At 65.5% G+C, this 12,525-nt stretch carries 9 protein-coding genes; 3 read left to right on the top strand and 6 right to left on the bottom strand.

Translation table 11 applies throughout. From position 1 onward, the window contains the following. Positions 1-169 precede the first annotated feature (169 nt). The 3 genes from ABLE86_RS05965 to ABLE86_RS05955 all read right to left on the bottom strand — a co-directional run bounded on the left by ABLE86_RS05965 (position 170) and on the right by ABLE86_RS05955 (position 3,433). Positions 170-835 (bottom strand): cell wall hydrolase, encoded by a 666-nt coding sequence (locus ABLE86_RS05965; protein ID WP_348778016.1) that lies wholly within the window; start codon positions 833-835, stop codon positions 170-172. Positions 836-1,171: 336 nt separating this feature from the next. Beyond that, positions 1,172-1,921 carry an SDR family oxidoreductase gene (locus ABLE86_RS05960; protein WP_348778015.1) on the bottom strand — a complete coding sequence of 250 codons (750 nt, stop codon included), beginning with the start codon at positions 1,919-1,921 and terminating at the stop codon, positions 1,172-1,174. Between the two features lie 36 nt (positions 1,922-1,957). Continuing rightward, positions 1,958-3,433 carry an aldehyde dehydrogenase family protein gene (locus tag ABLE86_RS05955; protein WP_348778014.1) on the bottom strand — a complete coding sequence of 492 codons (1,476 nt, stop codon included), beginning with the start codon at positions 3,431-3,433 and terminating at the stop codon, positions 1,958-1,960. Between the two features lie 196 nt (positions 3,434-3,629). Here ABLE86_RS05955 and zwf point away from each other — a divergent pair, with 196 nt between their 5' ends. The 3 genes from zwf (at position 3,630) to edd (ending at position 7,699) form a co-directional block, all read left to right on the top strand. Beyond that, positions 3,630-5,099, top strand: a complete 1,470-nt coding sequence (gene zwf / locus ABLE86_RS05950; RefSeq protein ID WP_348778013.1) for a glucose-6-phosphate dehydrogenase — start codon at positions 3,630-3,632, stop codon at positions 5,097-5,099. Between the two features lie 5 nt (positions 5,100-5,104). After that, on the top strand, positions 5,105-5,806 hold the full coding sequence (gene pgl / locus ABLE86_RS05945) for a 6-phosphogluconolactonase (RefSeq protein ID WP_348778012.1): 702 nt from the start codon (positions 5,105-5,107) through the stop codon (positions 5,804-5,806). Between the two features lie 69 nt (positions 5,807-5,875). Beyond that, positions 5,876-7,699 carry a phosphogluconate dehydratase gene (gene edd, locus ABLE86_RS05940; RefSeq protein WP_348778011.1) on the top strand — a complete coding sequence of 608 codons (1,824 nt, stop codon included), beginning with the start codon at positions 5,876-5,878 and terminating at the stop codon, positions 7,697-7,699. A gap of 542 nt (positions 7,700-8,241) precedes the next feature. Here the strand turns inward: edd and ABLE86_RS05935 are convergent. From ABLE86_RS05935 to ABLE86_RS05925, 3 genes are all read right to left on the bottom strand, one after another. Then, positions 8,242-9,246, bottom strand: coding sequence for a GlxA family transcriptional regulator (locus tag ABLE86_RS05935; RefSeq protein ID WP_348778010.1), 1,005 nt, complete (start codon positions 9,244-9,246; stop codon positions 8,242-8,244). 18 nt (positions 9,247-9,264) lie between these two features. Beyond that, on the bottom strand, positions 9,265-10,164 hold the full coding sequence (locus ABLE86_RS05930; protein WP_348778009.1) for a bifunctional methylenetetrahydrofolate dehydrogenase/methenyltetrahydrofolate cyclohydrolase: 900 nt from the start codon (positions 10,162-10,164) through the stop codon (positions 9,265-9,267). Positions 10,165-10,279: 115 nt separating this feature from the next. Beyond that, positions 10,280-12,493 (bottom strand): GNVR domain-containing protein, encoded by a 2,214-nt coding sequence (locus ABLE86_RS05925; protein ID WP_348778008.1) that lies wholly within the window; start codon positions 12,491-12,493, stop codon positions 10,280-10,282. Between the last annotated feature and the right edge of the window lie 32 nt (positions 12,494-12,525).

Here is a 12,525-nt window from a genome sequence, read left to right as displayed (position 1 = left end):
GTGGCGAACCTGAAATAAATCGGCTGCTCATTGCGCGGGCACAGCGCGTGACATTTCACAGTTGCGCCGTCTAGGCGCCGGCAAAAAAACAGCCCGGCAATGCTGCCGGGCGTCTTTGTCGATCCTCAAGTTCAGAATTTCAGCTGCGACAGCGGCAGGTAGGAAATGCCTAGTCGACCTTCACCAGCGGCCGTCCTTCCGCGGCAATCACGGCGCCGATCGCGTCCAACGCCTCTTTGTCCGCCGCATAGGACAGTTCTCTCTGGGCGGTCGCAGGGGAGGAAATCTCGGCGCTCGCGCTCTGCTGCGTCACGGTGGTGTCGCGCGGAATTGCCGTCGCGACGGGCTGCGGCTGCGCCGCGCTGGCCACGCCAGTCGCCGCCGGCAGTTCAGGCCTGCGGTGGCGGCTGCGCTTTTCGTAGAAGGCGTTGCCGCCGGCCACCAGCACATAGTGCATGTTCTTGTATGGAAAGCGCAGACCGGCCGTATGGAAGAACATGGCGTTCTTCACGCCCGGGTGGCGCTCCCCTTTCAGGACGGAATCGGCCGCCGCGATCACGTCGGGAAGAGCCTTCGATTCCATCTTTCGCGACAGCACGCCGGGCGCGAACTGCCCCTTCTGGCCGACGACCTCGCAAACGCTGTCGCCATAGGCGCCGGATTGCAGCCGGTTCATCACCACCGTGCCGACGGCGACAAGGCCGTCGCGGCTCGACCGGTTGGATTCGAAAAACATTGCGCGGGCGAGACATTCCTTGTCCTTGGCCGTGTAGCCATACGACGTTTTTGCGGATGATGTCCTGCCGATGGACGAAGTCTTGATGTCGTCCGTCATGCGGCCAGTTCCTTGCGTATTGCAACCGGCAAGAAAACAGGCTGACACGACGGTGCCGAGCGTCAGACACGCCCTCACCCTCTCCAGATATTTCACGCGGGCCCCTTACTCCATGTACGCCCCGGCCCGCGCACAAGAAGCAGCAATTTCCCGGCTGAAAAGTGACTAAAACCGCAACATTTTGCGGCACGGCGCTAACATTGTGACACAGCACGCAAGAAAGCGAGAGTGCAGATGGACGTCTCCCTCAAGGTGTCCGCACCTCGGTCCCATGCATGGAGACCGCCGCAAGGCCCTGAATCCACAGGTGAACTTTCACGCCTCGAAAGCCTTGTGTCAGACGCAGCGGCCGCCGTCGACCTCCAGCGCCACGCCTGTAATAAAGGCAGCCTCGTCGGAAGCGAGCCACAGTGCGGCATTGGCTATGTCCAGCGGCGTAGACAATCGTCCGAGCGGTATCGAGGCGCGGAACCTGTCGCGCATTTCCGGCGTATCCTCGCCCATGAACTGGGCCAGCATGCCGGTTTCGCCAGCCACGGGGCACAGGCAATTGACGCGGATGTTCTTGGGCGCCAGTTCCACCGCCATGGACTTGGTGGCGGTGATCGCCCAGCCCTTCGAGGCGTTGTACCAGGTCAGGCCCGGGCGGGGGCGCAGGCCGGCTGTCGACGCGGTGGTGATGATCGAGCCACCGCCCTGCGCCTCCATGATCGGCACCACGGTGCGCGCGGCATGGTAGATCGCCTTCATGTTGACGGCAGTGATCAGGTCGAACACCTCCTCCTCCACGCCGAGCATGTCGCCGTTGCGGTGGGTGTAGCCAGCATTGTTGACCATCACGTCGATGCGGCCGAAGCGCTCCATTGCCGCGCCAATCAGTTCGTCGAACTCGGAACGCTGCGATACGTCGGTCTGCACCGCAATCGCGGCCTCGCCTATCTCGCCCGCAACACGCTCGGCGCCTCTCGCATTGAGGTCCGCCACCACCACGCTGGCGCCCTCCTCGGCAAAGCGTTTTGCCATGCCCTCGCCAAACCCCGATGCCGCCCCGGTGATGATTGCGACCTTGCCCTTCAGACGTGCCATGAGATTTCCTGTTCCTGAACCGCGCAATGGCTGCGTTTAGCCATGGTTGAAGACGATCGTCTTGGTGGCCGACATGTCGTAGAGCGCCTCAAAGCCCTTTTCCCGGCCATGGCCCGATTTCTTGAAGCCGCCGAAGGGCAGCTCGATGCCGCCGCCCGCGCCATAGCCGTTCACGAACACCTGGCCGGCGCGCACGCGCTTGGCGACGCGGTGCTGGCGTGCGCCGTCCTTCGTCCAGACGCCAGCCACGAGACCGAAGTCGGTGCCGTTGGCAAGCCGGACCGCTTCCTCCTCGCCCTCGAACGGAAACAGCGTCAGCACCGGCCCGAAGATTTCTTCGTGCGCAATTGCGGCTGCCGGGTCGACCGGTCCGAACAGCACCGGCTCCTGATAATAGCCACCGGCCGGCGCATCGGGATGGACCGAACCGCGCGCCAGCACCGGAATGCCAGCCTCTTCCGCGGCGGCGACCATCCCGGCGACCTTCTCCTTCTGCCGTGGGTTGATCAGCGCCCCCAGGTCGAGATCCGCATCATGCGGGCCGGCGACCAGTGTCGAGAACCGCTCGGCCAGCGCCGCCGCGACGCGATCATAGATCGGCCTTTCGATCAGCACGCGACTGCCGGCCGAGCAGGTCTGGCCGCCATTCTGGATGATCGCACTGACCAGCACCGGCAGCGCCGCTTCGATGTCGGCATCGGCGAAGACAATCTGCGGAGACTTGCCGCCAAGTTCCATCGTAACGCCGCGATTGTTGATCGCCGCGGCCTGCTGGATAGCCGTGCCAGTGAGCGTCGAGCCGGTGAAGGTGACGTAGTCGACCAGCGGGTGGGCTGAAAGCGACGCGCCGGCATCTCGGCCATAGCCGGTCACCACGTTGAACACACCGGCCGGAATGCCGGCCTCCAGTGCCAGTTCCGCAATGCGGATCGTGGTCAGCGACGCGTCCTCGGCCGGCTTGACCACCAGCGTGTTGCCCATCGCAAGAGCGGCGCCCACAACGCGGGCGAGGATCTGCAGGGGATAGTTCCACGGAATGATGCCCGCCACCACGCCATGCGGTTCGCGCAGGGTCAGCGCCGTATAGCCCTCGAGAAACGGGATCGTGTCGCCATGGATCTTGTCGCAGGCTCCGCCATAAAACTCATAGTAGCGCATCGCGCCAATGACGTCAGCCTTGCCCTGGCGGATCGGCTTGCCGGTGTCGCGCGATTCAAGTGCGGCTAGTTCGTCACCGTGCTTTTCCACCAGTTGGAACAGCCGCGTCAGGCAGCGCCCGCGCTCCACCGCCGGCATGCGGCTCCACGGGCCCTCATCGAAAGCCCAGCGCGCGGCCCGCACGGCGATATCCACATCGGCCTCGCCGGCCGCGGGAATCGAGGCGAAAACCTTGCCGTCGGATGGGCACAGCACATCTATGCGCTTGCCGGACAGGGCATCCACCTGGCGGCCATCGATGAGTTGCATGAAGGCGCGGCCATCCGCCACCGTTCTAGAAAGATGCGTAGCCATGGCCACCTCCTCTGGATTCCAGCCCCGCTTGTCCTATGCTGTGCAGGTCAGCAGCTCGGGCAACTATCGCCCGAGCACAGGGGTCGAGATTGGACCAGTGTGAAGGCAGGAGCTGTGACAGCCAGGCTCTGGCAATTTTAAATCGATTAGAATACAAGAGGTCGAACTGTCAGCTACCGCGATTCCGGAATGTAGAATGACCAGCCAGATCATCCCAGTCGAACCTTTCGACCTCATCGTCTTCGGAGGCACCGGCGATCTTGCCGAGCGCAAGCTGTTGCCCGCACTCTACCAGCGCCAGCGCGCCGGCCAGTTTTCCGAACCCACCCGGATCATCGGAGCGTCGCGCGCCAGACTGTCGGACGACGACTACCGCGCCTTCGCCCGCAAGTCGATTTCCACGCATGTGAAGCCAAGCGAGATCGACCAGGGGCAGCTTGAGTCCTTCCTGAAGCGCCTCAGCTATGTCGGGATCGATGCAGTGTCGGGCGATGGCTTCGAACAGCTGAAGAAGGTGGTTGGCGACAGCAGAAGCATCCGCGCCTTCTATCTCGCGGTCGCCCCCGCATTGTTCGGCCACATTTCCAGGCACCTGCAGGAAGTGGGCCTGGTCACGCCGACTTCTCGCATCGTGATGGAGAAGCCCATCGGCCGCGACCTCACCTCCGCCTGCGAGCTGAACGACCAGATAGCCGAGGTCTTTTCCGAGCAGCAGATCTTCCGCATCGACCACTATCTCGGCAAGGAGACGGTGCAGAACCTGATGGCGCTGCGTTTCGCCAACGCGCTCTACGAGCCGCTGTGGAACTCGGCCCATATCGACCATGTCCAGATCACGGTCGCCGAAACGGTGGGGCTGGAAGACCGCATCACCTATTACGACAAGGCCGGCGCGCTACGCGACATGATGCAGAACCACATGCTGCAGCTTCTGTGCCTTGTGGCCATGGAAGCGCCGTCCTCGATGGAGGCGGATGCGCTGCGCGACGAGAAGCTGAAGGTGCTGCGCTCGCTCAAGCGCATCAACGGCAACGAAGCGCCCAAGACCACCGTGCGCGGGCAGTATCGCGCCGGCGCATCGGCCAACGGGCCCGTCAAGGGCTATCTCGAAGAACTCGGCAACAGCGAAAGCAACACCGAGACCTTCGTGGCGATCAAGGCCGAGATCGCCAACTGGCGCTGGGCGGGTGTCCCCTTCTACCTGCGCACCGGCAAGCGGCTGGCCACCCGTGTTTCGGAAATCGTCATCGAGTTCAAGCCGATCCCGCATTCCATTTTCGAGGACAGCGCCGGCAACATCGCCGCCAACCAGCTGGTCATCCGGCTGCAGCCCGATGAGGGCGTCAAGCAGTGGATCATGATCAAGGACCCGGGGCCGGGCGGCATGCGCCTGCGCCACGTTCCGCTCGACATGAGCTTTGCCGAGAGCTTCCAGGAGCGCAATCCGGACGCCTACGAGCGGCTGATCATGGACATGATCCGCGGCAACCAGTCGCTGTTCATGCGCCGCGACGAGGTCGAGGCTGCATGGAGCTGGATCGACCCCATCCTCGGTGCCTGGGAAGACAGCCGCCAGGAAGCGCAAGGCTACACCGCCGGCACCTGGGGCCCCTCGGCCTCCATCGCGCTGATCGAGCGCGACGGCCGCACCTGGCACGAGAGCTGAGCGGGATGGACAAGGCCGCCCTCAACTGGCACGAATTCGCCTCGTCGCAGGCGCTGGCCTCGGCCTTCGCCGAAAAGGTAGCCGGCGTGCTGGCCGCAGCAATCGCAGTGCGCGGCAAGGCCACGCTCGCCGTCTCGGGCGGCACCACGCCCGGCCTGTTCTTCCGCACGCTGTCGCGCGAAAAGATCGACTGGGCCAAGGTGATCGTAACGCTGGTGGACGAGCGCTTCGTGCCGCCGGATTCGCCGCGCTCCAATGCCGGGCTGGTCGCCGCCAACCTGCTGCGGAACGAAGCGGCCGCCGCCGAATTCATCGGCCTCTACTCAGCGGCAGACGACGTCGCCACAGCGGCCCGACGCGCCGACGAAGCAGTCGCGCGCAACGCCCTGCCGCTCGATGCCGCGATCCTCGGCATGGGCGCGGACGGCCACACGGCCTCGTTCTTCCCTGACGCCGACAATCTGGCCGCACTTCTCGACTCCGACGCCCGGGCCAATGTGCTGCCGGTGCACGCGCCGAGCGGCATCGAGCCGCGCCTGACACTGACCCTGCCGCGCATCGCTGGCGCAAGTTTCATCGCCCTCCACATCGAAGGCGCGGAAAAGCGCCGCGTGCTGGAAGCCGCCCTCGACGGCGAACCGCATCTGCCGGTGCGCGCCGTCTTCGACCACGCAAAGGTGCCCGTGCAAATCTTCTGGGCACCCTGAACCATCGCGGGTTCCGCGAACCGGCCCTCCCACCGTTTCCGGGACCTGCCCCGCAAAGGACCGACCGTCATGAACGCCAGAAGCGACATCGAAGCCATTACAGAGCGGATCCGCGAGCGTTCGCGGGCCTCGCGCGAGCTCTATCTCGAGCGTCTCGCGCAGGCAGCCGGCCGCAGCGCCAACCGCGCCGTTCTGTCTTGCGGCAACCTTGCCCATGGCTTTGCCGCCTGCGCACCGGGCGAGAAGGCGGTCCTCAGCGGCGACACGGTGCCCAATCTCGGCATCATCACCTCCTACAACGACATGCTGTCGGCGCATCAGCCCTTCGAGACCTATCCGCAGCTCATCAAGCAGGCCGCGCATGAAGCCGGCGGCATCGCACAGGTGGCGGGTGGCGTGCCGGCCATGTGCGACGGCGTCACCCAGGGCCAGCCGGGCATGGAGCTTTCGCTGTTCTCGCGCGACGTGATTGCGATGGCGGCGGCGGTGGGGCTCAGCCACAACATGTTCGACGCCGCCGTCTTCCTCGGCGTTTGCGACAAGATAGTGCCCGGGTTGGTGATCGCAGCACTCACCTTCGGCCATCTGCCGGCCGTGTTCATTCCGGCCGGGCCGATGACCTCCGGCCTGCCCAATGACGAGAAAGCAAAAATCCGCCAGCTCTATGCCGAGGGCAAGGTCGGCCGCGCCGAACTGCTGGAAGCGGAGTCAAAGTCCTATCACGGCCCCGGCACCTGCACCTTCTACGGCACGGCCAACTCCAACCAGATGCTGATGGAGATCATGGGCCTGCACACGCCGGGCGCCTCCTTCGTCAATCCCGGCACGCCGTTGCGTGACGCGCTGACGAAGGAAGCGGCCAAGCGGGCGCTGGCCATCACCGCACTGGGCAACGCCTACACCCCTGTCGGCCGCATGATCGACGAGCGTTCAATAGTCAACGGCGTGGTGGGCCTGCACGCCACCGGCGGCTCGACCAACCACACCATCCATCTCATCGCCATGGCCGCGGCGGCCGGCATCCGGCTGACCTGGCAGGATATTTCCGACCTTTCCGACGCCACGCCTCTCCTGGCGCGCGTCTATCCGAACGGCCTTGCCGACGTGAACCACTTCCACGCCGCCGGCGGCATGGGCTTCCTGATCCGGGAGCTGCTCGATGCCGGCCTGCTGCACGAGGACGTGCAGACCGTGTGGGGCGAAGGCCTGCGCCCCTATGCTGTGGAAGCCAGGCTCGGCGCAGACGGCTCGGTGCAGCGCGAAGCGGCGCCCAAGCAGAGCGGCGACGAGAAGGTGCTGGCGCCATTCGCCAAGGCGTTCCAGCCGAGCGGCGGCCTGAAGATGCTTTCCGGCAATGTCGGCCATGCGGTCATCAAGACCTCGGCCGTGAAGCCGGAGCGGCGCTTCATCGAGGCACCCGCCGTGGTGCTGGATAGTCAGCAGGCGCTGCACGACGCCTTCAAGGCCGGCCAACTCGACCGCGACTTCGTCGCCGTCATCCGCTTCCAGGGCCCGCGCGCCAACGGCATGCCGGAGTTGCACAAGCTCACCACCATTCTCGGCATCCTGCAGGATCGCGGGCACAAGGTCGCGCTTGTCACCGACGGCCGCATGTCGGGCGCATCGGGCAAGGTGCCGGCCGCGATCCATGTCACGCCCGAGGCGCTGGAAGGCGGCGTCATCGGCAAGATCCTCGACGGCGACCTTGTCCGCCTCGACGCCGAGAACGGCACGCTTGACGTGTTCATCCCCGAGACCGAACTGAAGGCTCGAAAAGTGCCGCTGATCGACCTCACAGAGAACGAACACGGCTTCGGCCGCGAATTGTTCGCCGGCTTCCGCCAGATGGCCGGCCGCGCCGACGAAGGCGCCCGTGCGTTCGGACTGGGATAGCCTGCCGCTCTCCTCCACTGGCCGAAAGCGACCGCACGCGGACAGCGTGCCCCATCAAAATTCACGCCCCATAGTTGCATCAGTCGCCAATCTTTGATTGAGTGGCGGCTGGGGATACAATCTGGGGGAAAGACGTGCGGGCGCTTTTGAAGCGGCTGTATGAAGCCTTGCGCGGTCGTCATGCCGATTGGCGACCGGACAGTTCAAATGCTGCGATGCGTCGCTGGAACGGCAAGGCTTGGGAACACCGCGAAATGACAGAGACCGAGAAGGAAGAGGCAAGCTGGTGGTGGGCAACTCGCTGACCAGTGCTGCTCCCGGCCGTCCTATCCCCGTCATCCTCGGGCCGAAGCAGGAGCGATAGCGAAGTGCGAAGGTTCCGGGGACCCATGCCGGTCGACCAAAGCTGCCGCAGCGGTGCAGAATGAGCCTGTCGCATCGTATCGCGTGGATGAATTCAAACTACGGTAGTGCCGGGCATGAACCTACCCTTCCCGGCCGTTCGGGCCGCCCCCTCAAGGGGGAGGGAACGCGCCGCCCCCTCAATACGTCGTGCGTCGCTCTTCCGAGGGCGGCCGGCCGAACTGCAGGCGATAGCTCTGGGCGAAGTAGGAATGCGAGGTGAAGCCGGTGGCGACCGCCACGTCGAGGATCGGCATATTGGTCTGGCGCAGCAGCTCGCGCGCCCGCTCAAGCCTCAGCCGCATATAGTAACGCCCGGGCGTGACGTTGAGGTGGCGCAGGAACAGGCGCTCTACCTGGCGCACTGAAAGCCCGGCCATCTTGGCAAGCTCGAGCGCCGAAAACGGCTCATCGAGATTGTCCGCCATGAGCTCGACGATCTTGCGCAGCTTCTCCGACTTGCCGGTCAGGTCGCGCTCCGGCCCTATGCGCTGGCGGTCGGTGGCCGAGCGGATGCGTTCGTGCTGGAACTGGTTGGCGACGCCGTTGGCGATGTGGGGTCCCAGGTCGCCGCGCACGATCTCCAGCATGAGGTCGATCGATGTGGTGCCGCCGGCGCAGGTGTAGCGCTTGCGGTCGATCTCGAAGACATTGCCGGTGCACTGGATCTCGGGAAAGCGCTCGCTGAAGCCGGCGCGGTTTTCCCAATGGATGGTGCAGCGATAGCCGTCGAGCTGGCCGGCTTCGCCAAGCAGGTATGAGCCGGCCGAAAGCGCGCCGAGCGCCCCGCCGCGCCGGCCCCAGCCGCGCAGAGCGGCCAGCACCTTGCTCTTGCCCGGAAACTCGGTGGTGAGCCCGACGCAGACGAACAGGATGTCCACCTGCGGAATGTCGGCCACGCTGTAGCCGACCTTCAGCGCCAGGCCGTTGGAGGCGGTCACCGCCTCGCCATCGGCAGAGACGGTGGTCCAGCCATAAAAGTTGTGGCCGAGAAGCCGGTTGGCCGAGCGCACCGTGTCGATGGCCGCGGCCAGCGAAAACATCGGGAACTTGTCGACCAGCAGGAAGGCGAATTGCCGGCCGCCTTGCACGCCGTTGGGCAAGAGCTGCATCTCCACCGGAACGGGCTGCGGCGAGGCCGGCATAGCTGGTGCGGCCAGTGGTCAGAAGGCCGGCGGTTCGACGCCGGCGGCGCGGCTTGCCGAGACCAGCGTGTTGGCCATCAGCATGGCGATGGTCATCGGGCCCACACCGCCGGGAACCGGGGTGATGGCGCCGGCCGCCTTGTGCGCGCTGTCGAACTCGACGTCGCCCACCAGCCGCGACTTGCCCTCGCCCTTTTCCGGCGCGGGGATGCGGTTGATGCCGACGTCGATAACGGTAGCGCCGGGCTTTACCCAGTCGCCCTTGATCATTTCCGGACGGCCGACGGCAGCGACGAGGATGTCGGCGGTGCGGGCGAGCGCGGGCAGATCCTTGGTGCGGCTGTGCGCGATGGTGACGGTGCAGTTGGCGGCCAGAAGCAGGTTGGCCATGGGCTTGCCGACGATGTTGGAACGGCCGACGACGACCGCGTTGAGGCCCGAAAGGTCCTTGCCGCGCACGCGCTCGATGAGCAGCATGGAGCCGGCCGGCGTGCAGGGCACGAAGGCGCTGTCGATCTCGCCGGTGCCGAGCTTGCCGACATTGACGAAGCTGAAGCCGTCGACGTCCTTTTGCGGCGCGATGGCCTGGATCACCTTGCCGGAATCGATATGGTCGGGCAGCGGCAGCTGCACCAGGATGCCGTGGATGGTCGGGTCGGCGTTCAGGTCGCCGATGAGCTTGAGAAGGTCGGCTTCGCTGGTCTCGGCCGGCAGCGTGTGCTGCACCGAGAGGAAGCCGCATTCCTTGGCCTTCTTGCCCTTGGAGGAGACATAGACCTGGCTTGCCGGATCCTCGCCGACGATGACCACGGCCAGTCCGGGCTGGACGCCGTGTTTTTCCGCAAGCTCGGCCGTGAAACGCTTCACCGTTTCCACGACATCTTCGGCTACGATCTTCCCGTCAATAATTTCAGTCATGTCTCTTCCCTGGCGCAAGCACTGTGTGAAAAGGCATAGTCACGAAAAATCCGCGACGCAATCCCGTCGTTGCGCCGTTGAATGGCGCGAAGCCGCAATTGGCGTTGCAGAACCCTCAGAAATATCGGCGTCGGGTGCGGGCTTCTGCGAGCCCCTCCACCCGATGGCGGAAATCGCGCAGGCTGGCGCGGATTTCGTCGATCGACGGTTCGGGCGCAGCCGGGGCGGCCAGTCGGGGAACATCGCCATGCGTCGCCGGCGCGCTTGGCCCCGTGGATGCGATCTCTTGCTCGCTTTCGGGTGCATGGTCCGGCGCAAAGGCGTGCGCCGAGGACTCGACAGGCTGCGGCACGGCCCGCAGCAGCGGCTGGGCACGGTGGGCGCTGCCTGGCTCCGGCCGGCGCGGATGCCCGCCCCCGGGTTCGGTGGGATCGTCTTCAGGCCCGGTCATCGCGGTGGGCGCTGTCACAGGCCGGACGGCCGGGCTGCGGCGGCGATTTGCGGTTTCGCGCAGGCTTTCATAGGCGCCGCGCATGCCGCCAAGACCCACGCCGCCGAAAAAGCCGAGTACGGTGCCCAGTACCGCGATGGTGGAGCGCGACGGGCCGCTCGCCCTCAGCGGCGGATAGGCGACCGAAATCACGCTCATATTGGCGGTGTTGATGTCGCGCTGCTCGCCGGTTTCGCGGGCGCGTAGCAGGAAGGCCTCGTAGACAGCCCGCTTGGCGGCGGCCTCGCGCTCCAGCTCACGCAAGGCCACCATGTCGCGATTTACGCCGCCCTGACGGACCTTGAGCTGCGCCAGCCGCGACGACAGCTCCTGCTCGAGTTGCTGCGAGCGGGTGAGTTCGGTCTGGGCGGCGGCGGCTATGCGGCGCAGCTCGGCACTGATCTGCTCGCGTGCGCCGGCAAGCTGGGCGTCGATCGCCTGACGCTGCGGATGGAGCGGACCGAGCTTGACGGCCAGGCGGTCGGCCTCGCTCTTCGTCGCCGCGTATTGCGCGCGCAGCTCAGTCATTATCGGAGAGGCCAGCGCCTCCGGCAACTCGCCGCCGACGACAGCCCCGACATTCGCCGACCCGGCCGAGGCGGCCTTGGCCTTCAGCTCCAGCGTGCGGGCGCGCGCAATGGAAAGCTGGTCGTTGAGCCTCACAAGCTCATCGTCGGTGATGAGCCTGCCCTGCGGGTTGATAATGTCGTGCTCGGCCTTGAAGGCTTCGACACTGCGCTCCGCGGCCTCGACGCCGTCGCGCAGTTCGGAAAGACGTGCGGTAAGCTCTTCCGTGGCACGGGTGGCGGTGTCCGACTGGAGCTCGCCATAAGTCTTGAGGAACACGTCGGCCATGGTGTTGGCGATGAGAGCCGACTTCTCACCGTCCAGCGTCTTCACGGCGATCACCACCACGAAGGTCTTGCCGCCGCGCTCGACCGAAAGGCTTTCGGCCAGATTGTCGATCGCGAGTGCGCGACGCGTACCCGCATCGTCCGCGCCCTTGGCACCCGACAGCGCCGAGCGAAGGCCGGAAAGAAGCCCACGGCTGCCACCCTGCCCATTGAATTCGGGGTCTTCATCGAGATGCAGCGTGTCCACGACCCGGTTCAGCACCGTGCCCGAGGTGATGACGCGGACCTGGTTCTCCACAATGGCGAGCGTGGCCTCATTGGAGAAGCCGGCCTGGGTAAGATCGCGGTCGACCAGCTTGAGGTCGCGCGGGTCGATCAGCAATTCGGTGACCGCGACATATTTCTTGGGCGTCGAAACGGCGACCGCAACGCCCAGAAGCGCGCCCAGCACTGTGCAGAGCACGACCAGCTTCCACGAACGGCCGATGCCGCCGATCACCTTCATCGGATCGATCAGCGGCTTCCAATGGCGGTCGTCGTCGGCTTCTAGCGTTTCGGAGAAATCTTCCGAGCCCATGTGGGAAACGGCATGCGCCGTCCATGCGGATGCCGGCCGGTGATGGACGTGTTCGTTTGCGGCGGGTTCCAGCCCCGCCCTGCCGCGCCTGAATCGCGACAGCCAGCCGGAAAGGCTGCCGCTCGGGTGGGCCGGGGTGCTTGCCACCGGCGATGCCGGCCGTGCTCCGGCGTCCCTGGCCACAGCGTCCATTGCGGCGGCATCCATCGCCGCCAGAGCCTCGCGTCGAATCCGTTCTTCGCGGCGCGACCGGGCGGCGCGATGGCGCTCCAGCGCGCCTTCAACATCGTCATTGTCACGGGCCAGAGCCAGAAGCGAGCCGGTGCCAAGCGGAGCGTGGTCGCCCTCATCGCGCGCATAGGCGAGAAGCGACCGCTTCAGGTCGGCGCGATTTTCGGTTTCTGACATCCTGGCGCGGCTTTTCGAACGGGGAAACTGCG

Origin of the sequence: Mesorhizobium sp. KR2-14 (genome assembly GCF_040049255.1) — a bacterium.
Classification (GTDB): domain Bacteria; phylum Pseudomonadota; class Alphaproteobacteria; order Rhizobiales; family Rhizobiaceae; genus Pseudaminobacter.
The sequence above is the reverse complement of the archived record's forward strand: the minus strand, read 5'-3'. Positions and strand labels throughout refer to the sequence as shown.

What these genes read in the sequence shown, in the direction of transcription:
- ABLE86_RS05965 (WP_348778016.1), bottom strand. Translation starts at nt 835, where the DNA reads ATGACGGACGACATCAAGACTTCGTCCATCGGCAGGACATCATCCGCA.
- ABLE86_RS05960 (WP_348778015.1), bottom strand. Translation starts at nt 1,921, where the DNA reads ATGGCACGTCTGAAGGGCAAGGTCGCAATCATCACCGGGGCGGCATCG.
- ABLE86_RS05955 (WP_348778014.1), bottom strand. Translation starts at nt 3,433, where the DNA reads ATGGCTACGCATCTTTCTAGAACGGTGGCGGATGGCCGCGCCTTCATG.
- zwf (WP_348778013.1), top strand. Translation starts at nt 3,630, where the DNA reads ATGACCAGCCAGATCATCCCAGTCGAACCTTTCGACCTCATCGTCTTC.
- pgl (WP_348778012.1), top strand. Translation starts at nt 5,105, where the DNA reads ATGGACAAGGCCGCCCTCAACTGGCACGAATTCGCCTCGTCGCAGGCG.
- edd (WP_348778011.1), top strand. Translation starts at nt 5,876, where the DNA reads ATGAACGCCAGAAGCGACATCGAAGCCATTACAGAGCGGATCCGCGAG.
- ABLE86_RS05935 (WP_348778010.1), bottom strand. Translation starts at nt 9,246, where the DNA reads ATGCCGGCCTCGCCGCAGCCCGTTCCGGTGGAGATGCAGCTCTTGCCC.
- ABLE86_RS05930 (WP_348778009.1), bottom strand. Translation starts at nt 10,164, where the DNA reads ATGACTGAAATTATTGACGGGAAGATCGTAGCCGAAGATGTCGTGGAA.
- ABLE86_RS05925 (WP_348778008.1), bottom strand. Translation starts at nt 12,493, where the DNA reads ATGTCAGAAACCGAAAATCGCGCCGACCTGAAGCGGTCGCTTCTCGCC.